19 protein-coding genes are annotated in these 19,337 nt (G+C 67.4%); 10 read left to right on the top strand and 9 right to left on the bottom strand.

Annotated elements, in window-relative coordinates:
* The first annotated feature begins 332 nt into the window (after positions 1-332).
* The 6 genes from DDE13_RS07690 (at position 333) to DDE13_RS07665 (ending at position 6,660) form a co-directional block, all read left to right on the top strand.
* Positions 333-716: an Hsp20/alpha crystallin family protein gene (locus DDE13_RS07690; protein WP_162630908.1), complete on the top strand. Its 384-nt coding sequence runs from the start codon at positions 333-335 to the stop codon at positions 714-716.
* 627 nt (positions 717-1,343) lie between these two features.
* Positions 1,344-2,741, top strand: a complete 1,398-nt coding sequence (locus DDE13_RS07685) for a substrate-binding protein (protein WP_111403094.1) — start codon at positions 1,344-1,346, stop codon at positions 2,739-2,741.
* Positions 2,742-2,849: 108 nt separating this feature from the next.
* Complete coding sequence (locus DDE13_RS07680; RefSeq protein ID WP_111403092.1) at positions 2,850-3,881, top strand: branched-chain amino acid ABC transporter permease; 1,032 nt, start codon at positions 2,850-2,852, stop codon at positions 3,879-3,881.
* Between the two features lie 3 nt (positions 3,882-3,884).
* Positions 3,885-5,102, top strand: a complete 1,218-nt coding sequence (locus DDE13_RS07675; protein WP_111403090.1) for a branched-chain amino acid ABC transporter permease — start codon at positions 3,885-3,887, stop codon at positions 5,100-5,102.
* Between the two features lie 12 nt (positions 5,103-5,114).
* Positions 5,115-5,870: an ABC transporter ATP-binding protein gene (locus tag DDE13_RS07670; protein WP_111403088.1), complete on the top strand. Its 756-nt coding sequence runs from the start codon at positions 5,115-5,117 to the stop codon at positions 5,868-5,870.
* 34 nt (positions 5,871-5,904) lie between these two features.
* Positions 5,905-6,660 (top strand): ABC transporter ATP-binding protein, encoded by a 756-nt coding sequence (locus tag DDE13_RS07665; RefSeq protein ID WP_111403163.1) that lies wholly within the window; start codon positions 5,905-5,907, stop codon positions 6,658-6,660.
* Positions 6,661-6,742: 82 nt separating this feature from the next.
* Here DDE13_RS07665 and DDE13_RS07660 read toward each other — a convergent pair whose 3' ends face one another.
* Positions 6,743-7,249, bottom strand: coding sequence for a calcium-binding protein (locus DDE13_RS07660; RefSeq protein ID WP_111403086.1), 507 nt, complete (start codon positions 7,247-7,249; stop codon positions 6,743-6,745).
* Between the two features lie 173 nt (positions 7,250-7,422).
* Between DDE13_RS07660 and DDE13_RS07655 the strand changes: the two genes are divergently transcribed.
* Positions 7,423-8,154, top strand: a complete 732-nt coding sequence (locus tag DDE13_RS07655) for a response regulator (protein ID WP_111403084.1) — start codon at positions 7,423-7,425, stop codon at positions 8,152-8,154.
* Positions 8,154-9,470 (top strand): ATP-binding protein, encoded by a 1,317-nt coding sequence (locus tag DDE13_RS07650; protein WP_222626054.1) that lies wholly within the window; start codon positions 8,154-8,156, stop codon positions 9,468-9,470. The genes DDE13_RS07655 and DDE13_RS07650 overlap by 1 nt, the downstream gene beginning before the upstream one ends.
* A gap of 265 nt (positions 9,471-9,735) precedes the next feature.
* Here the strand turns inward: DDE13_RS07650 and DDE13_RS07645 are convergent, their stop codons facing one another.
* Positions 9,736-11,283 (bottom strand): ABC transporter substrate-binding protein, encoded by a 1,548-nt coding sequence (locus tag DDE13_RS07645; protein WP_111403080.1) that lies wholly within the window; start codon positions 11,281-11,283, stop codon positions 9,736-9,738.
* Between the two features lie 393 nt (positions 11,284-11,676).
* Between DDE13_RS07645 and DDE13_RS07640 the strand changes: the two genes are divergently transcribed.
* Positions 11,677-12,384, top strand: a complete 708-nt coding sequence (locus DDE13_RS07640) for a hypothetical protein (protein WP_111403078.1) — start codon at positions 11,677-11,679, stop codon at positions 12,382-12,384.
* 111 nt (positions 12,385-12,495) lie between these two features.
* Complete coding sequence (locus DDE13_RS07635) at positions 12,496-12,984, top strand: DUF302 domain-containing protein (RefSeq protein ID WP_222626053.1); 489 nt, start codon at positions 12,496-12,498, stop codon at positions 12,982-12,984.
* A gap of 32 nt (positions 12,985-13,016) precedes the next feature.
* On the opposite strand, the gene doeA is transcribed toward DDE13_RS07635, so the two are convergent.
* From doeA to DDE13_RS07600, 7 genes are read right to left on the bottom strand one after another with little or no spacing between them, the layout of a single operon-like run.
* A complete protein-coding gene (gene doeA, locus DDE13_RS07630) occupies positions 13,017-14,204 on the bottom strand; it encodes an ectoine hydrolase DoeA (RefSeq protein WP_111403076.1) in 1,188 nt (395 codons plus the stop codon).
* 3 nt (positions 14,205-14,207) lie between these two features.
* Positions 14,208-15,200, bottom strand: coding sequence for an ectoine utilization protein EutC (eutC, locus tag DDE13_RS07625; protein WP_111403074.1), 993 nt, complete (start codon positions 15,198-15,200; stop codon positions 14,208-14,210).
* Positions 15,200-16,204 (bottom strand): hydroxyectoine utilization dehydratase EutB, encoded by a 1,005-nt coding sequence (eutB, locus tag DDE13_RS07620; protein ID WP_111403072.1) that lies wholly within the window; start codon positions 16,202-16,204, stop codon positions 15,200-15,202. The genes eutC and eutB overlap by 1 nt, the downstream gene beginning before the upstream one ends.
* Positions 16,201-16,977: an aspartate racemase/maleate isomerase family protein gene (locus DDE13_RS07615; RefSeq protein ID WP_111403070.1), complete on the bottom strand. Its 777-nt coding sequence runs from the start codon at positions 16,975-16,977 to the stop codon at positions 16,201-16,203. Before DDE13_RS07615 ends, eutB begins: the two co-directional genes overlap by 4 nt.
* Positions 16,978-16,981: 4 nt before the next feature.
* Complete coding sequence (locus DDE13_RS07610; RefSeq protein WP_111403068.1) at positions 16,982-17,419, bottom strand: universal stress protein; 438 nt, start codon at positions 17,417-17,419, stop codon at positions 16,982-16,984.
* A gap of 11 nt (positions 17,420-17,430) precedes the next feature.
* Positions 17,431-18,717, bottom strand: coding sequence for a TRAP transporter large permease (locus DDE13_RS07605; RefSeq protein ID WP_111403066.1), 1,287 nt, complete (start codon positions 18,715-18,717; stop codon positions 17,431-17,433).
* A gap of 12 nt (positions 18,718-18,729) precedes the next feature.
* Positions 18,730-19,320: a TRAP transporter small permease gene (locus DDE13_RS07600; protein ID WP_235868632.1), complete on the bottom strand. Its 591-nt coding sequence runs from the start codon at positions 19,318-19,320 to the stop codon at positions 18,730-18,732.
* Positions 19,321-19,337 lie beyond the last annotated feature (17 nt).

Below are 19,337 nucleotides of genomic sequence, written 5' to 3'. Positions count from 1 at the left end.
CGCAGCGGAGTCGCCCGGCAGCGATGGGGCGGCGCGGACACCGGGTCCGACCATGGCGCGCCGCAGACAGACGGAGTCGCGGCGAGACCGGTGCAAGATTGGGCTTGCACGGGGGCAGGATTCTGTTGCCGCTGCGGCGAATGATCTTGGCAGGTCGTTGTGGCTGGAGTGCCGCGGCCTGAGATAGTAATCTTGCTGCTGTCGAGCGATAGCGCCCTGCGCCCGTTGGCACCGGTCGGGCAACCGCGTCCGCGGGTGTGATGGCGGTCTTTCGGCCCCGTATACGTCGCGGCGTTGCGGGCAGCGAACCATTAAAGCAAGGGCCTAAGAAGATGTGCGCGACCGACACCGGTGATCAAAATTTCTGGGCCTCTCTCTATGCCGACCTGCGGGCCGACGCAGACCGGCTCGACGGTGATCTGCCGAAGGTGAAGGTATTCGAGACGGACCAGGCTATCGTCATTCGGCTCGACGTGCCCGGATTCAGGGAAGAGGAACTGTCGGCACGGGTCGAGGACGGGTTCATCCACATCGAGGGCAAGGTGGCGCATGCGGCCGGGCAGGGCGACGAACGCGCGGAACGCCGTCAGGCCGAGCGCGACGACGACCGCCACGACTTCGTCGTGCGACTGCCGGTATCGCACGGGGTCACCACGGACAGTCTCCGGATGGAGCTGTCGCTCGGGGTCTTGCGGGTGCGCATCCCCGTGCGGTGATCCGCGCGCAAGAGGGCGCCACGGCGCGGCGCAAGTCGGCGGACGGCCCCTGCGCCAACATGACGGCCGGGCGGAGCGCGGGGCGATCGCACGCGCGGAGGACTGGCAGAGGCGCGGACCTTGCCGCCATGCACCGCGGGCGGCCACAGGCCGGGCACGCGGGGCACCGGTAGGCGGGCCGTGCGATCCCTGCGGCGGCAGTGCGGCAACCGTGACACGGGCCGCCGTGCCGTGGACCGCCGTCCGTACCGACCTGCCGATTCTGCGACCGGTGGCCCGCGTTCCTGGCGTCCTGCCCCCCGCATTCCCGCCAGACGTGTGGAACCCGGCCATGCGTGGCGCCCTTGGGAGTCGCGGATGCCGCCCGGACCCTGAATTCCCGCGCATCGCGCTGCGCCGATTCCGCGTTTCCGGTCAAGGGCAAGCTGCGGCGCAGCGTCGCACATTCTGCACTGCGACAAAAAGACTTTTACAAGAAATCGGCCACGGCAGTTCATTCGTTTACAAAAAATGCAAGCCATTCAAAGGATTTGTTGTGTGAATTGACCAAACCGCGGACGCTGTGATCAGCCCCGTGGTCGGGGCGAAGGGGTTGATACGAACAACGAGAACCCAGGGAGGTCGACCATGTCCAACTTCACCCGCCGCCGTCTGCTGAAGACAAGCGCGGTCGCTGGTGGCGCACTCGCGCTGCCGACCATCTTCACCAGCCGGGCGCACGCCTTTACCAACGAACCGACGGGCGACACCGTCATGCTCGGCTTCAACGTGCCGCAATCGGGCGCCTATGCCGACGAGGGCGCGGACCAGCTGCGCGCCTACGAGCTTGCGGTCGAGCATCTGAACGGCACCGGGGCCGACAACGGCATGCTGGAAACCTTCCGCTACGCGGACGGGTCGCGCACGGTCCTGACCGGCAACGGCATCCTCGGCAAGCGCGTCGAATATGTCACCGGCGACACACAGACCAACACCGACGCATCGCGCGCCTCGGCCCGGTCGATGATCGAAAAGGACGGCGCGGTGATGATCACCGGCGGGTCGTCCTCGGGCGTCGCGGTGGCGGTGCAGGCGCTGTGCCAGGAGGCGGGCGTGATGTTCATGGCGGGCCTGACCCACGCCAACGACACGACCGGCAAGGATCGCCGCGCCAACGGCTTCCGCCATTTCTTCAATTCCTACATGTCGGGCGCGGCGCTGGCGCCGGTGCTGGCGAATGCCTACGGGGCCGACCGCAAGGCGTATTACCTGACCGCCGACTACAACTGGGGCTACACCACCGAGCAGGCGATTTCCGAGGCGACCGAGGGCGTTGGCTGGGAAACCGTGAACAAGGTGCTGACGCCGCTGGGGCAGGGGGATTTCTCGTCCTACCTGACGCCGGTGCTGGGATCCGGCGCCGATACGCTGGTGCTGGTGCATTACGGCGGCGACATGGTGAACTCGCTGACCAATGCGGTGCAGTTCGGACTGCGCGAGGCACAGGCCAACGGCAAGGACTTCCAGATCGTCGTGCCGCTCTTCTCGCGGCTGATGGCGCGCGGCGCGGGTGAGAACATCAAGGGCATCTTCGGGTCCACCAACTGGCACTGGTCGCTGCCCGACGAGGCGAGCCAGGTCTTCACCCGGTCCTTCGGCACCAAGTACGGCTTCCCGCCGAGCCAGGCCGCGCACACGGTCTATTGCCAGACGCTGCTCTATGCCGACGCCGTGGAACGGGCCGGGTCGTTCAACCCCTGCGCGGTCGTGGAGGCGCTGGAAGGCGACGACAGCCTGCCCGGCATCGACTCGGCATCCAACCGCGGGTTCGTCTTCGACGGGCTCGGCAACGGCCCGACGCTCTACCGCGCCGCAGATCACCAATGCTTCAAGGACGTGCTCGTGGTGCGCGGCAAGGAAGAGCCGGAATCGGAATTCGACCTGCTCGAGGTCGTCGAGGTCACCCCGGTCGCACAGGTCTGGTACGAGCCCGACCACCCGCAATTCGCGGGCGGCCAGCTGGGCGAGTGCAACCCGGGCGCCTGACCCCGATCCGATCCGTCACGCTCCGGACACGCACCCCGGAGCGTGCCAACCGTACCGCCGCCCCCGCGACACGGGGTCGGCGGGCCTATTTTCGAAAAGGTGGCAAGGATGGACGCGATAATCCTTCAGGTGCTCAACGGGCTCGACAAAGGGTCGGCCTATGCGCTGATCGCGCTCGGGCTCACGCTGATCTTCGGCACGCTGGGCGTGGTCAACTTCGCCCATGGCGTGCTGTTCGCGCTGGGGGCCTTTTGCGCCGTGACGCTGCAGGCATTTTTCTCGGCCTCCTTTTCCACGGTGGACGAGTCGCGGACCGATTTCCTTGGGAATCCGCTCAAGGTCGAGGTGCCCTATGTGGAGGCGTGGTTCGGCGAGACGGTGGGCGGTGTCCTGATCGACTGGTCGGTGCCGCTGGCCATCCTGCTGGCGATCCCCGTCATGGCCGTGGTGGGCATCGTCATGGAACGTGGGCTCATCAAGCATTTCTACAAGCGGCCCCATGCCGACCAGATCCTCGTGACCTTCGGGCTGGCCATCGTGCTGCAGCAGATCATCAAGTATTTCTTCGGCGCCAACCCGATCCCCGTGCCCGCACCCGACGCGTTTCGCGGGTCGTTCGATTTCGGCGTGATGCTGGGGTTCGACCCGTTCACCATCATCTACCCCTACTGGCGGCTCGTCTATTTCGGCTTCGCCGCGGTCATCATCGGGGGGATCTTCGCGTTTCTCCGGTTCACGACATTCGGAATGGTGGTGCGCGCCGGCATGGCCGACCGGGAGACCGTAGGGCTGCTGGGCATCAACATCGACCGGCGCTTCACGATCATGTTCGGGCTGGCGGCCGTGGTCGCGGGGCTTGCCGGGGTGATGTACGCGCCCATCGTCGCCCCGAACTACGACATGGGGATGAATTTCCTCGTGCTCAGCTTCGTGGTGGTCGTTGTGGGCGGCATGGGCAGTCTGCCGGGCGCGGTGCTGGCCGGGTTCCTGCTCGGCATCATCGAAAGCTTCGCATCCATGGGCGCCGTGATCGCACTGATCCCGGGCATCAACCAGGTCATCATCTATCTCGTGGCGATCATCGTGCTTCTGGTGCGGCCGCGCGGGCTGATGGGCCGCAAGGGCGTGATGGAGGACTGACCCATGCTCGGACTGAACCGCAAGGACCTGACCCTGTTCCTCGTCGTGCTGGGGCTGGTGGTGTTCGCGCCCTTCCTGCTGAACCCATTTCCAGATGCGTCGGGACTCGCACGCTTCAACGCGGGCTACCCGGACCTGATGCAGCGTTTCGTGATCTTCGGGATCTTCGCCATCGGCTTCAACATCCTGTTCGGGCTGACCGGCTACCTGTCCTTCGGGCATGCAGCGTTCCTGGGGATCGGGTCCTATGCGGGTGTCTGGATGATGAAACTGCTGACGGTGAACATCGTGCCGGCGATCATCGCGTCGACCGTCATCGCGGGACTGGCGTCGCTGGTGATCGGGTTCATCTGCCTGCGCCGGTCGGGGATCTATTTCTCGATCCTGACGCTGGCCTTCGCGCAGATGTCATTCGCGCTCGCGTATTCGGTGCTGACGCCGATCACCGCGGGCGAAAGCGGTCTGCAACTGTCGCTGAGCGATCCGCGCATCCTGGACGGCGCCGCGGGCAATTCCATCCCGGCGGTGAATTTCTTCGGTATCACCATGCGCGACGGGTTCGACTGGGCCATGGGCGGCTGGGTTTTCACCTTCAACTTCGGCTATTATTTCTGCGCGACGCTGATGCTGGTGGCGTTCTACCTGTCGATCCGCATCTTCCGCTCGCCCTTCGGGATGATGCTGCGGGCCGTGAAGTCGAACCAGCAGCGCATGAACTATACAGGCCTGAACCCCAAGCCCTATACCCTCGCGGCCTTCGTGATCTCGGGGATGTACGCAGGGCTCGCGGGCGGGCTGATGGTGGCGGTCGATCCGCTGGCCGGTGCCGACCGCATGTTCTGGACCGCGAGCGGCGAGGTCGTTCTGATGACGATCCTCGGCGGGGCAGGCACCCTGATCGGCCCAGTGCTGGGCGCGGGCATGATCAAGTATTTCGAGAACATCTTCTCGCGCCTCAACGAACGCGACCTGAACGCCATGTTCGATTTCCTGCCCGACGGCCTGCAGGGCGCGGCGGTGGCGGTGGCGCAGATGTTCGTGGGTGACGGCTGGCTGCTGACGCTGGGCCTGATGTTCATGCTCGTCGTGATCTTCCTGCCCGGCGGACTTGTCGAAGGCGGCCAACGCATCGCCCGCCTGTTCCGACGCAAGCGGCCCGCCCGACGCGGCCCGGATTCCGACCGTCGCAGCCCGCAGCCCAGCCCCCATCCGGGCGAATAAGGAGCGCACCCCATGGGAATTCTCGAAGTCAAGGACGTCAACAAGCGGTTCGGCGGTCTACAGGCGCTCGGCAACGTGAACCTGTCCATCGCGGAAAACAGCGTGCACGCGATCATCGGGCCGAACGGGGCGGGCAAGTCCACGCTGCTGAACTGTCTCGTGGGCAAGCTGATCCCCGATACCGGGTCCGTGCTGTTCGACGGCCAGAGCGTGCTGGGACGCAAGGCGCACGAGATCAACCAGATGGGGATCAGCCGCGTCTTCCAGACGCCCGAGATCTTTGGCGACCTGACCGTGTTCGAGAACGTGATGATCCCCTGTCTGGCCAAGCGCGACGGACCGTTCCGGATGCACGCCTATGAACACATGATGGACGAGGCCGATATCGTGGCACAGGCCGCCGCGATGCTGGACGAGGTCAACATGACCGACAAGCGCGACATGCACGCCGCATCCCTGTCGCGGGGTGACAAGCGGCGGCTGGAAATGGCCATGTGCCTCGTGCAGCAGCCGCGCCTGTTGCTGCTGGACGAACCGACCGCCGGAATGGCGCGGGCCGACACCAACAACACGATCGAGTTGCTGCGCCAGATCAAGCAGTCGCGTCCGATCACCATGGTCATCATCGAACACGACATGCACGTGGTGTTCAGCCTGGCCGAGCGGATCACCGTGCTGGCGCAGGGATCGCCGCTGGTGGAAGACGTGCCCGAGAACATCAAGGGCCATCCCAAGGTGCAGGAAGCCTATCTCGGCCATGCCGCGTGACATGACCCCATCCGCGCCCGACAGGAGCGACACCATGAACGCCAAGACGGATTTCTCGAAGAATGCGAACCGGGCAGCGACCGCGCCCGCCTTCCTGTCGGTCTACGACATGCATGCCTATTATGGCGAAAGCTACATCGTGCAGGGCATCAGCTTCAACGTGCACGAGGGCGAGATCCTCGCCCTGCTGGGACGCAACGGGGCGGGCAAGACATCGACCCTGCGGTCCATCGCGCGGCTGGGCAGCCCCGCCGTCACCCATGGCGAGATCTGGCTCGACCACCAGGCGTTGCACAAGATGACCAGCCACGAGGCCGCGGTGGCGGGCCTCGGCCTCGTGCCCGAGGATCGACGCATCATCCCCGGCCTGACGGTGGAGGAGAACCTGCAACTGGCGCAGATCGCGCCGCCCATCGGCTGGTCCATCGACCGGGTCTACGACCTGTTCCCGCGGCTGGGCGAACGCCGCCGGCAGGAGGGCACGACCCTGTCGGGGGGCGAACAGCAGATGCTGTCCATCGCCCGTGCGCTGGCGCGCGACATCAAGGTGCTGCTGCTGGACGAACCCTATGAGGGCCTGGCGCCGGTGATCGTGGACGAGATCGAGAAGACGCTGAAGCACATCAAGGAACAGGGCATGACCACCGTGCTGGTGGAACAGAACGCGGTGCGCGCGCTGGAGTTGGCCGACCGCGCGATCATCCTCGAAGGCGGGCAGATCGTGTTCGACGGCAGCGCGGCCGAAGTGCTGGACAACGCCGAGATGCGCGCCGAATACCTCGCCATCTGAGTTACCCGGAACTGACTTGGTGCTGGTCGGGGCCGGGCCGACACCCGGCCCCGACCCCATGCGCAAAAAAGATGCACGGCCGTTACTGGCGCGCGCCGCCCGCATCGGGCAGGGCATCGTGCATCCGTTCCCGGCGGGCCATCATCTCGGCGGGGAACCGGATCTCCTCTGCATCGATCTGGCCGTTTTCATCGGCGTCGAGCATGGCGAAGGGCCGCGCGGCACGATGACGGGTGAACGCGGCGAAGACGGCGTCGAACTCGTCCCGCGACAGGCTGCCGTCTCCATCCGCGTCATGGGTCGCCAGCAGCCCGGCAAGGCCCGCCTCGGCCTCGGCCGCGCTGACCCGGCCATCGGCATCGGCATCAAAGGCCCCGAAGACGGGGCTGTCGGCCATGCCCATCGGTCCACCGGCGCCGCGCCGCTTCATGCCTGGCCCGCCGTGTCCCGGCATGCCCGGCGCGTGTTCGCCCTGCATCATGTGCCCGGGGCCGCCGCGGGCGCGGCCATCGTCATGCGCGCTTGCGGCGATGGCGGTGGCAGCGATCATGGCGGCGGCGCCAAGCATCAGGATTGTCTTGCGTGTCATGGTCTTTCCTCTTCGGTCCGTGTTTCGGTGCGCCAGAGATGGGGGACCCGTGTCGCAGAAGATTGCCGGACCGCCACCAGAATTGTATCGTTCTGTCGCAAGCGCCGCTGCCCGCGACAGGCCGCGACGCGATACCTTGTCCCTGCGGACTTTTTCCGCGGTATGCAGACCCCATGACCGACCCCGCACGCGCGCCCCATATCCTTGTCGTGGACGACCACCGCGAAATCCGCGACGCGGTGGTGCGGTATCTCGATCGCAACGGCATGCGCGCCACCGCCGCGCGGGACGTCCCCGAAATGGACGCGGCCCTGCGCGCGGGCCGCTTCGATCTCGTCGTGCTCGACGTGATGATGCCGGGCGAGGACGGGCTGTCGGCGGCACGGCGGCTGGCCACCGGCGACGGGCCGCCGGTGCTGATGCTCAGCGCCTTGTCCGAGGATACGGACCGGATCGTAGGGCTGGAGGTAGGTGCCGACGATTATCTTGTGAAACCGTTCAACCCGCGTGAATTGCTGGCCCGGATCAAGGCGATCCTGCGCCGGTCCGACCGACCCGAGCCGCTGGCGGGCGGGCTTGACGGGCGCAGGTACGCCTTCGCGGGCTGGGTTCTCGACACCGACACCCGCGCGCTGGCCCACAAGGACGGCCGAGACGTGACGCTGACCACCGCCGAATTCAAGCTGCTGACCGCGTTCCTGGAACGCCCGCGCTTCGTGCTGTCGCGCGACCAGCTTCTGGACATCACCAGCGGAAGGGCGGCGGACGTGTTCGACCGCACCATCGACAACCAGGTCAGCCGCCTGCGCCGCAAGATCGAGGACGACCCAGCCCGCCCGCGCATCATCGCCACGATCCGCGCGGGCGGTTACAGCCTTGCCGCCGACGTGCAGGCGGTGCCGTGATGCGGGTCGTGCCGCGCAGCCTTGCGGGGCAGCTTGCGCTTCTGATCCTGGCCGCGTTCATCGCGGCGCAGATCATCGCCGCGTGGATCTTTGCCGACGAGCGCGGCGCGGCGATCCGCGCTGCGCAGCGGGCGGGCACCGCGGAACGCGCGACCGCCGTGGCCCGCGCGCTCGACAGCACGCCGCGCGACAGCCACCGCGATATCCTCGCGGCGGTGAATTCGCGGCTGGTGCGTTTCCGGGTCGAGCCCGCGCCGCTGGTGGCCGAAGGCGGGGCGGCGGGTCTGCGCCCGGGTGACCGTCCACACGGCACGCGCGACGCCATGGACAGCATGCACCGCCGCGCCGGCCCCGCGGAGTACCGCCTGTCCCTGCCGCTGGCCGACGGGCGCTGGCTGAACGTGCAGGCCCGGCTGCTGCGGCCGGATCTTCAGGCCCGGCCGGCCTTCGCGGGGGCTGCGTTGCTGTCGCTCGTGCTGGTGCTGGGCGCGCTCTGGGTCGGGCTGCGGCGGATTACCGATCCGCTGCGCCAGTTGTCCGCTGCGGCCGAGCGTTTCGGGCTGGACGGTCCCGCACCCGACCTGCCGACGCAGGGCCCCGCCGAGGTGCGTGCCCTGTCGGACGCGCTGGGACGGATGCACGCGCGGCTGGCCGACATGGTGGCGGGGCGCACGCGGATGCTGGTGGCGTTGGGGCACGACCTGCGTTCGCCCATCACGGCACTGCGGGTGCGCGCCGAGATGGTGGAGGATGAAGAGACCCGCGCCCGGATGGTCGCCACGCTGGACGAGATGCAGGAGATGGTCGAGGCGACGCTGGCCTATGCGCGCGGCCTGTCCACCGACCAGCCGATGGAGCGGACCGACCTCGCGGCGCTCGCGCGCGATCTTGGACGGGAGCTGTCGGAAACGGGACCGCCGATCGCCGTCGACGCCCCGGCGCCGGTGCTGGCAGATATCCGCCGCATGGCGGTGCGCCGCGCCCTGCGCAACCTGATCGACAACGCGCAACGCTATGGCGGTGGTGCGCGGGTTTCTGTCGCGGGCACGGGTGAACATGCCGAGATACGGATCGACGATGACGGTCCGGGTATTCCGGAAGCGGATCGCGCGCGCGTGTTCGATCCGTTCACCCGGCTAGAAGCGTCGCGGTCGCGCGACACTGGCGGGATCGGTCTGGGCCTGCCGATCGCGCGGGCCATCCTGCGCGCCCATGGCGGGGACGTGACGCTGGCCACCAGAGCCACGGGCGGGCTTTCGGCCCGGGTCGTGTTGCCGCTTTCGGGCACAGCCCGGTCATCCGCGAGCCGCGCTTGACCGGCGGGCATTTGCGCTGACATTCCGTCAGCCAGGTGCTGCGTGCAGGCCGGTCCGGCACGGCGCGGCGTGCGCCCGATCCGGCCGCAGGGCCGGGGTGGTCCCGCGCGACTTGGACCCTGCGAAAGGTGACGTCACCCGTTGCGCGATCCTGCCGGGATGCGCACGGCGTAACCGGACTTATGTAACTTCACCCTCTGCGGGCGCCGCCGACAACGCGCCCGTCTTGGCCAGGACCGCAAGCCCTGGACCCGGACCGATCATATCAGTTCATCCGCACCCAGCGCAGGATCAGGAAGTTGTCGGAGCGCTGTGTGACCTCCACCCCTTCGCGCACACCCCACAGGAGCGGCTGCACGTAGAGCGGGACGTAGACCATGTCGTCCTGGATGATGCCCGCGGCCTCTTCCATCGCTGCCTGTCGCACTGTCGGGTCGATCTCGGATTGCATCACCGGCAGCAATTCGTCGATCCGCGCGCTGGAATAGCCGCCGAAGTTCCACGTGCCCAGCCGGTCGCCCGCCGTGTGCACGAGAAACCGGATCGGGTGTTCCGCGTCGAAGGTGCCCGGCGACCAGCCCAGCAGGAACATGTCGAAATTGTCCTCGCGCAGCTCCGGCCAGTAGTTGGATACGGGCATCGCGTCGAGCGTCACCTCCAGCCCGACCTGCGCCAGCATCCCCACGATGGCCTGGCAGACGCTTTCGTCGTTCAGGTAGCGGTCGTTCGTGCAGGACAGGTCGAACGCGAACCCGTCGGGATAGCCCGCCTCGGCCAGCAGTGCCCGCGCGGCTTCGGGATCGTACGCCGGGCGCGCGTCATGGGGCTGGGAATAGCCGCTCGTGCCCGCGGCCACGAGCTGCGCCGCCGGTTCCGCCGAGCCGCGCATGATGGTCTGGAGGATTGCGGGCACGTTGATCGCGTGGGCGACGGCCCGGCGCACGCGGACATCTGTGAACGGGTTTTCCGCCCCGCTGCGCAGGGTGTCGTGGTCATGAGGGAAGCCCAGCATGATGACGCGGCTTTCGATACCGCGCACGACGCGCGTGCCGTCATTCGCATCCACCCGGTCGGCATCCTGCACCGGGACGGGTTCGATCATGTCCACCTCGCCGGACAGCAGCGCCGCGACCGCCGTGGCCGAATTCTGGATCGGCGTGAAGACTGCCTGCGTGATCCCGTGATCCGCAGCATCTCCCCACCAGCCGTCGAAGGGTTCGAGCACCGTCTGAAGGTCCGGCTGACGGTCCACCAGCCGGAAGGCGCCGGTGCCGTTTGCGTTGCGGGTGGCGAAGTTTTCCGTGTCCCGCGCGGGCAGCTCCGCGCCGTTCGCCTGCGCCCAGTCGGCATCCATGATCATCCAGTTGGCGATACTGTCCGGGAACAGGGGCTGCGGCGATGTCGTCATGATCTCGACCGTGTAGTCGTCCACCACCACGACCTCGGACACCGGCGCGAACCAGCTGCGCACGTCCGATGCCTCGGACGCCGCGCGATCGTAGGAGAACAGCACATCCTCGGCGGTGAACGCGGCGCCGTCGTGGAAGGTCACGCCTTCGCGCAGAGTGAACCGCCAGCCCGCGCCGCCGTCGATGGGTTCCCACGCCGTGGCGAGCGACGGTTCGATAGCCATGTCCGGTCCGCGCCGCACGAGGCCCTCGTAGACATTGTTGAGAAACCCGAGCACCGGGGTCGAACTTGTGGAATGGGGGTCCATGGATTGCGGGTCGGTGGTCGATGCCCAACGGAACGTCTCGGCGCTGGCGGGCAATGCGGCGACCGCCACCGCGGCGCAGAACAGGATGCGGATCATGGAATACCCCCTCGTTCGTGCCGCAGGCGCGCGTGCACGGTTTCCCATGGCATGAGGGTGGCGCATCGCGGCGGCAATGGCCAGCATCGCGTCCTTCACCAGCTCGTGAAAAGTGGATGGCAGCCCCCCGATCCGGGAAGCATGCGGGCACGACCCCGAGAGCGCCCGTGACCCCATCGTCCCGCCAGTGCCCGATCTTGGGCAGGACCGCATGCGCGCGGTGGCGGGCGCCGGAGCGTCGCCGGCGGCATGCGACCCGGCGGCGCTGCGATTTGTAGCTGCACGCCGGACCGGCTAGTGTCGCGGCATGTGGTTCGAACACGGGTGACACCATGACCATCCCCGGCGACGCGCCTGCCGGACGCGGGCGGATATGGCGGAGGGACGCGGCGCATGGATGATGGTCCGCGCCCCCACCCCGTGGCCGGGCCACCCGTCACCAGGCGGGCCCGTGGCCGTGCCGTTTTCCGCGTCACGATGCGTTTGTGCCTGCTGGGCGCCATCGCTTACGGGCTGCATCTTCTTATGGACTGGGTATCGACCCACGATCCCTTCGCCGACGACCGGGTGCGGACCGGAATGCTGGTGGCGTTTCTGGTGGCCTATGCCGTGCTGATCGCGGTGCCGTTCGTACCGGGGCTCGAGATCGGGCTGATGCTGATGGCGCTCGAAGGGCCATCGATCGCGCCGGTGATCTACCTCGCCACGGTGTCCGGGCTGTGCCTCGCCTACGCGGCGGGGGAGTGGATTCCCTATGCGCGGCTGCACCGGCTCTTTGCGGATCTCCACATGACCGGGGCGTGCCGGTTGCTCGCGGCCGTCGAACCGCTCAGCCGCGCGGAGCGGATCGATGCCCTCCGCGACCGGACACCCGCATGGCTGCGGCCCCTGGCGACGCGGTTCCGCTATGTTCTGCTTGCCCTGCTGGTCAACATGCCCGGCAGTTCGGTGATCGGCGGCGGCGGGGGTATCCTGTTCACCGCCGGGCTCAGCCGCCTGTTCCTGCCTGTCCCGACGGTCATCGCCATCCTGTGCGCCGTGGCCCCGGTGCCGCTGGCGGTCTGGCTGTTCGGCGTCGATATCGGGGGGCTGCTCGACTGATCCGCCGCCCGCCCACGATCACATGGGCGCGACATCACGCGGGTGTGGGCATGGCGACCGGCTGCCCCGTGCTAGAGGTGGGGCCGCATCAATGACCCAGGACCGACACGCATGTTCAGAAACGTCCTGAAGGCGCTTGCCGCCTGCACCGCCGTCGTCGCTATGGCGTCGGGGGGCGCGGCAGCGGACCTCGCACCCCGCGCTGGCTGGCGGGTCATCGACACCGACCTTGCCCATGCCGACCTGCTCGACCGGCTGCGCGCCGCCGTGACCGCCGAGGGGATGGGCATCGTGACCGAGGCAGGACCGACGGGCGCGGCGCGGGCACGCGGTATCGAGATCCCCGAAAACCGCGTGCTGGGCGTGTTCAACAACGACTTCGCCGTGCGCATCCTCGGGCTGAGCACGGCCGCCATGATCGAGGCCCCGATACGGTTCTACGTGACCGAGAGCGAAGACGGCACCGCCACGCTGAGCTGGAAGGAACCGAGCTTCGTCTTCGCGCCCTACCAGGACGAAGGGGGTTCTGCGCTGGCCGACATCGCGGCGGATCTGGACACGCGCTTCGACGCCATCGCCGCCCGCGCCACCGCCGATTGACGTACGGCACGCGGGCGCCGCATCCGCGGACCTCAGTCCTTGACGATCATCCTGCGCGGCACGTTCGCCAGGCATTCCGGCCCGTCCTCGCCGATCACGATACTTTCCGTGATCTCGAACCCCATGTCGTTCATCCACAACCCGGTCATGAAATGGAAGGTCATGCCGGGCTTGAGGATCGTCCGGTCGCCGGGTCGCAGCGAACAGGTCCGTTCGCCCCAGTCCGGCGGATAGGACAGCCCGATCGGATAGCCGGTGCGGTTGTCCTTCACGATGTCGTATTTCTGGAGCACGTTGAAGAAGGCGATGGCGATATCCTCGCACATGTTGCCGGCCTTCGCGGCCTCCAGACCCGCCTCCATACCTTCCAGCACAGCCTTTTCCGCATCGAGGAACGCCTGCGTCGGCTTGCCGAGGAAGATCGTGCGCGACAGCGGGCAGTGATAGCGGCGAAAGCAGCCCGCGATCTCGAAGAACGTGCCCTCGCCCGTGGCCATCTTCTTGTCGTCCCATGTCAGGTGCGGGGCGGCGGCATCGGCGCCCGACGGCAGCAGCGGCACGATGGCGGGATAGTCGCCGCCGAAGCCCCATTCCTCGTCGAAGCGGAGCGAGGCGTCGTAGATGTCGGCCACCAGATCGCATTTGCGCATCCCCGGTTCGACCTTGTCGACGATGCGCTGGTGCATCCGTTCCACGATCTTGCCCGCCTTGCGCATCCGGTCCAGCTCGGCGGGCGATTTCGGGCCGCGCAGCCAGTTCACGAGGTTCGTGGCGTCCACCAGTTCATCCGGCAGCCCTGCGCTGAGCGCCGCGTACCCCTTGGCCGAGAACCAGTAATTGTCCATCTCCACGCCGATCCGGCCGGTGTGCCAGTTGCGTTCGGTCAGCTTGGCCGCGAGGTAATCCATCGGGTGCCGTTCGGACGACTGCACGAAATAGTCCGGGTAGCCGATGATGTCGGGCTCTTCCATGTAGACGGTGCGCAGCGCGCCCTGCGCGTCCTGTTCGCGCCCGAACCACACCGGGTAGCCCGTAGGCCCCACGATGACCGACTGGTGGACGTAGAAGGACCAGCCGTCATACCCCGTCAGCCACGCCATGTTCGACGGGTCCGACGTGATGAGCGTGTCGATCCCCTTCGCCTCCATCGCGGCGCGCACGCGGGAAAGACGGGATTCATACTCGGCGTCCGAGAAACGGAAGGTATCGACGATGGCCATGGATCAGCTTTCGAAAGTGGTGCCCAGACCCGCGTTTCTGGCGCGGGCGAGGGCATGGGTGGCGATGGCGGTGTCCTGAACCCCGGTGCCGGTCAGGTCGGCCACGGTGATCTGGTGCGGGCTGGTGCGGCCCGGCGCTGTGCCGGTGATTACCGCGCCAAGCTCGGGGAAGGATGCGTCGGGTGCGACCAATCCGGCAGCGATTGCGCCCTGCAACTCGCCCATGATGCGGGTCTGTTCCAGCCGGTCGGGCACATAGAGATCCGCGCGGGTCAGGCAGGCGGGGTCAAGCTCCCCCTTGCCGTGCTGGTCGGAGCCCATGGCGGTGACATGCTGGCCGGGTTCCAGCCAGTCCGCCATCAGGATGGGTACCGTCGCGGGCGTGGTGGTCACGACGATGTCGGCGCCGGCCACGGCATCCCGCGCGTCCACACGCGCCACCGCGCCAAGCCCGAGATCCGCGGACAGCCCCGCCGCCAGCCGCCGCGCGGCGTCGGAACTGCGTGCCCAGACCCGCACACTGGCGATGGGACGGACCCGGCAAAGCGCCTCCACCTGCATCCGTGCCTGCGTGCCCGCGCCCAGCACCGCCACCCGGGTCGCATCCGCCCGTGCAAGATGCCGCGCAGCCACGGCGCCCGCGGCAGCGGTGCGGATATCGGTCAGGTAGCCGTTGTCGAGCAGCAGCGCCTGCAACAGGCCGGTGCGCACGGAAAACAGGATCATCAGGCCCGATGTGGACGGCAGACCCTGCTTGGGATTGTCGAAGAAGCCCGGCGACACCTTCAGCGCGAAGGCGTCCAGCCCCGGCACATAAGCCGTCTTCACGTCCACCTCGCCATTGAACTCGGCGATTGCCATGGACAGCACGGGCGGCATCACGACCTTACCCCCCGCAAGCGCGCGAAAGGCGCCCTCCACCACGTCCACCGCGGCAAGGTCCAGCGGCACGATCCGGCGCAGGTCGGGTTCCGTCAGCACGGCGATGGCAGGCATCAGGTGTGGGCCTCCATCAGGTCCACGTCCTCGCCCGACACGATCCGGTGGTGCAGGCCCATGTCGATGTTCCCGCCGCTCAGAAGCACCATGGTCGGCCCATCCGGCACGACCTTGCCCGACAAAAGAGCCGAGGCGCCCACCGCGCCCGAGCCTTCGACGATCTGGCGTTCCTGCCAATAGCAGTGCCGGATGCCCGCCGCGATCTCGGCTTCGGTCAGCAGCACCACCTCGTCCACAAGGTCGCGGACCATGTGGTAAGTATACCGGTTCCCCAGCCCGATGCCGCCGCCAAGGCTGTCGGCGAGGGTAGGAAGTTCCGTGACCTCGACCGGGCGTCCGGCATGGAGGCTCGCATGCATTGCGGCACCCCGTTCCATCGACAGGCCGATGACCTTCACGCCCGGCACGCGGACCTTCAGCGCCGCGGAGACACCGGCGATCAGCCCGCCGCCCGAAAGCTGCACCAGCGCGCAGGCCATGTCGGGCATGGCATCCGCCATTTCCAGCCCGCAGGTGCCCTGCCCGGCGATGATTTGGGGATGGTCGAAGGGCGGGATCATGGTCATGCCCTGCGCCACAAGGTCATCGACCAGATGCTGCGCTTCGTCCTGGCTGCGACCGGCGATGCGGATCTCGGCACCTTCCGCGCGGATCGCGTCCACCTTGTTGGCCGGAACCAGTTCCGACATTGCGATGATGCAGCGCACGCCCGCGTCGGCACAGGCCCGCGCCAGCCCGCGCCCGTGATTGCCGGTGGATACGCCGACGACCCCCGCCGCGCGCTCCGCTTCCGTCAGTTGCGCCACGGCGTTCGATGCGCCGCGGAACTTGAAGCTGCCGGTCCGCTGGTGGTGTTCGAGCTTGAGGTGCACGGGCACGCCCGCCAGCTCGGTCAGCGACGGCGAGGGGTCCACCGGCGTGTGCCGGATCGTGCCCGCGAGCCGCCGTTGCGCCGCGTCGATGTCGTCGATGGTGACCGTCCGGTCGCGCAGGTCGCTCATGCCACCCCCAGCGGTGTGGCGAAGATGCGCCCCGGCGCGCGATCCGCCATCAGCCCGGCATGGCGCAGCATCCGCCAAAGGCCCGCCTGGTTCGACGTCACCACCGGCTTGCCCAGCCGCGCCTCCAGCGTGTCGATCACCCCAAGCGCCGGAAGCGCCGTGCAGGACAGGAACACGGCCTCCGCCGCGTCGCTGTCGGCGGCCAGCACCGCATCGATGATCGTCTGTGCCGACACGCGCGCCATGTCGCGGTCGTCCTCCATCCCCAGGCAATGGGCCGACACGGTCTCCAGCCCGCCGCGTTCGAAATAGCCGACCATCGGGACGGTGGTACAGGGCAGATATGGCGTGACCAGGGCGATCCGGCGCACCCCGAGCGCGGCGAAGGCATCGAGGCTTGCCGCCGTGGGGGTGACCACGGGCACACCGGGGCGCGCGGCGTGGATCGCTTCGCCCACCTCGGCATCGCCGATCACGACCGACGCGGATGTGCAGGCATAGTAGATCCCCGCCAGCGGTTCGCCCGGCAGGATCAAATCCGCCGCCCGCGTCAGCAGCGGCGCCATGCGGCGCAGGTTCTCGGGTGTCGTGGGGTTCTGGAACGGCACCCGCGCGACATGCACCGCCGCGTGGTCGGGCGGCACGATCCGCGCCGCGTCCCGTTCGGTTGTCAGGTCGGTGGACAGCACGATCAGGCCCAGCCGTGCCACCGCGTCCGCGGGATCGAGTGCCACGGCAACTTCGGACGGCGTGACCGCACCGTGACGATCCATCGCCCTAGACCACCAGCACCGGGCACGGGGACGTGCCCGTGACCTTGTGCGACACGCTGCCCAGCAGGTAGTTTTCCGTCGATCCGACGCCGCGCCCGCCCAGCACGATCAGGTCCACGTCGTGGTCGCGCGCGAAACCCACGATGCTGCGCGCCACGGGACCGTTCTTGACGAAGGCATGCGGATCCGCGGCGCCCGCCGCGATGGCATGGGCCTTGGCGTGCTCGGCCACTTCCTTTGCGTAGTCGCGCATGATGTCGTCCATCGGGCCGGGGTCTTCGCGCCGCACCATGGAAAACGACGCCTCCAGCAGCGAGAAATGCCGGTAGACGGTGATGAGCGACAGCCGCGCCCCGACGATCCCGCAAAGTTCCACGGCCTTGTCCAGTGCACGCAGCGCGTTGTCCGATCCGTCCACGGGGACGAGGATATGCTTGAACATCGTCTCCTCCGTCACTGCGGGAAGGCGAGGTCGCGCAGGAACAGCGCGATCTGCGGGAAGAAGATCAGCAGCACCGCCACGCTCAACAGGATCAGGATGAAGGGCGGCGTGCCGCGTACCACCTCCATGTAGGGGCGCTTGAACACGGCGATGGCGGTGAAGATGTCACAGCCGAAGGGTGGCGTGGCCGACCCGATAGCGACCTGCAGCGTGATGATGATACCCACATGCACGGGGTCGAGCCCCACGCTCTGGACCACGGGCGCGAAGATCGGCACCAGCACGAGGATCACGACGATCGGGTCCACGAACATGCAGCCCACGAAGAACGCAATGGAGATGACGAACAGCACGCCGTAAGGGCCCATCTCGTCGATCCCGATCCCGCCAAGCACCGCCTGCGGGATCTGCGCGAAGGAGATCACCCAGGAAAACGCGGCACCCGCCGCCACGAGGATGAAGACCACAGCCGTGATCAGCCCCGTGGATTGCGCCGTCCTGTAGACATCGGCCAGGCTGATCGACCGGAAGACCACGACCTCCAGCAGGAGCGCGTAGAACACGCAAGCCGCCGCCGCCTCGGTCGGGGAAAACACGCCGCCATAGATCCCGCCGATGATGATGACCGGGAACCCGAGCGGCCAGACCGCGCGCTGCATCGCCGCGAACCGTTCGCCCCATGTCGACTTCGGTTCGGTCGGCACGTCGTTGCGGATGGCGTAGATCACCGCGTAGATCGAGAACAGCACAAGGATGAGCAGCCCCGGCCCGATCCCGGCGATGAACAGTTCCGAGATCGAGGTGTTGGACACGACCCCGTAGATGATCATGCCGATGGAGGGCGGGATCAGGAACGCGATGTCCGACGCGTTCACGATCAGCGCCAGAACGAAATTGTCCTTGTAGCCCGCCTTGAGCATGCGCGGACGCAGCGGCCCGCCCACCGCGACCACGGTCGCCTGCGTGGACCCGGACACCGCGCCGAACATCGTGCAGGCCGCCGCGGTGGAAATCGCCAGCCCGCCCTTCAGGTGGCCCGCGAAGGACATGACCATGTCGATCAGCCGGGCCGCGGACTGCCCGCGCGTCATGATGTCGGCGGCGAAGATGAACATCGGCACGGCGATGAGAGAGGCCGGCCGGATCCCCGCCATGAACTGCTGCACCATGGTTTCCATCTGCGAGAAACCGCCCAGCATCGTGTAGAAGCCCACGAAGGCCCCGGTGATGAGAGGGATCATCATCGGAAACCCGAGGAGCAGAAGAACGATCATGACCGAAAAGATCGTCAGTGCCATGGTGCGGTCCCCTCAGATCTCGATTTCGTCATTGTCGTATCCTTCCAGGACCCGCGTGGACAGGTAGATGTCCTTCTGCGTCAGGTTCTTGATGGCAGTTAGCAGGTATTGCATCCCGGTCATGAAGAACCCCACAGGCACCCACACCAGCGTCCACCACACGGGGATCTGGAGCGATGGCAACAGCCGCCCCCGGCTGGCCTGCGTGCCGATATAGGCTGCCGAGAAATAGCACAGCCCGAACATGAACACGCAGGTCACCAGCGCGATCACCACCATCATCGCCTTGCGCGTGGCGGGCGGCATCGCGTCGTAGATCGCCGACATGCGGATGTGGCGGCCCTGCCGCGCGGCATAGCTGATGCCCGCGAAGGTGATCAGGATGATCAGGATGCGGTTCAGTTCTTCCGAGAAGAACAGGCTGCTCTGGAACACGAAGCGCCCGATCACGTTGGCGATGGTATTCGTCGCCATCAGCAGGACGCCGACCGCGAGCATCACCGATTCCACGCGCGAGATCAGGCTGTCGATCGTGCCGAGGATACCCGGAAGGCTCGACGCGTGTTCGTCACTGGTCTGGTCACTGGGCGACTTTTCGGCCACGGCGGGTCCTTTCGCAC

This window comes from Meridianimarinicoccus zhengii, assembly GCF_003254465.1.
Classification (GTDB): Bacteria; Pseudomonadota; Alphaproteobacteria; order Rhodobacterales; family Rhodobacteraceae; genus Meridianimarinicoccus; species Meridianimarinicoccus zhengii.
This window is presented reverse-complemented; position numbering and strand designations above follow the sequence as displayed.

Coding starts and splice junctions, on each gene's coding strand:
- DDE13_RS07665 (WP_111403163.1), top strand. CDS start 5,905: ATGAACGCCAAGACGGATTTCTCGAAGAATGCGAACCGGGCAGCGACC.
- DDE13_RS07655 (WP_111403084.1), top strand. CDS start 7,423: ATGACCGACCCCGCACGCGCGCCCCATATCCTTGTCGTGGACGACCAC.
- DDE13_RS07650 (WP_222626054.1), top strand. CDS start 8,154: ATGCGGGTCGTGCCGCGCAGCCTTGCGGGGCAGCTTGCGCTTCTGATC.
- DDE13_RS07605 (WP_111403066.1), bottom strand. CDS start 18,717: ATGGCACTGACGATCTTTTCGGTCATGATCGTTCTTCTGCTCCTCGGG.
- DDE13_RS07610 (WP_111403068.1), bottom strand. CDS start 17,419: ATGTTCAAGCATATCCTCGTCCCCGTGGACGGATCGGACAACGCGCTG.
- DDE13_RS07660 (WP_111403086.1), bottom strand. CDS start 7,249: ATGACACGCAAGACAATCCTGATGCTTGGCGCCGCCGCCATGATCGCT.
- DDE13_RS07690 (WP_162630908.1), top strand. CDS start 333: ATGTGCGCGACCGACACCGGTGATCAAAATTTCTGGGCCTCTCTCTAT.
- doeA (WP_111403076.1), bottom strand. CDS start 14,204: ATGGCCATCGTCGATACCTTCCGTTTCTCGGACGCCGAGTATGAATCC.
- DDE13_RS07615 (WP_111403070.1), bottom strand. CDS start 16,977: ATGGATCGTCACGGTGCGGTCACGCCGTCCGAAGTTGCCGTGGCACTC.
- DDE13_RS07645 (WP_111403080.1), bottom strand. CDS start 11,283: ATGATCCGCATCCTGTTCTGCGCCGCGGTGGCGGTCGCCGCATTGCCC.
- DDE13_RS07685 (WP_111403094.1), top strand. CDS start 1,344: ATGTCCAACTTCACCCGCCGCCGTCTGCTGAAGACAAGCGCGGTCGCT.
- DDE13_RS07640 (WP_111403078.1), top strand. CDS start 11,677: ATGGATGATGGTCCGCGCCCCCACCCCGTGGCCGGGCCACCCGTCACC.
- eutC (WP_111403074.1), bottom strand. CDS start 15,200: ATGCCTGCCATCGCCGTGCTGACGGAACCCGACCTGCGCCGGATCGTG.
- DDE13_RS07635 (WP_222626053.1), top strand. CDS start 12,496: ATGTTCAGAAACGTCCTGAAGGCGCTTGCCGCCTGCACCGCCGTCGTC.
- DDE13_RS07680 (WP_111403092.1), top strand. CDS start 2,850: ATGGACGCGATAATCCTTCAGGTGCTCAACGGGCTCGACAAAGGGTCG.
- eutB (WP_111403072.1), bottom strand. CDS start 16,204: ATGAGCGACCTGCGCGACCGGACGGTCACCATCGACGACATCGACGCG.
- DDE13_RS07675 (WP_111403090.1), top strand. CDS start 3,885: ATGCTCGGACTGAACCGCAAGGACCTGACCCTGTTCCTCGTCGTGCTG.
- DDE13_RS07670 (WP_111403088.1), top strand. CDS start 5,115: ATGGGAATTCTCGAAGTCAAGGACGTCAACAAGCGGTTCGGCGGTCTA.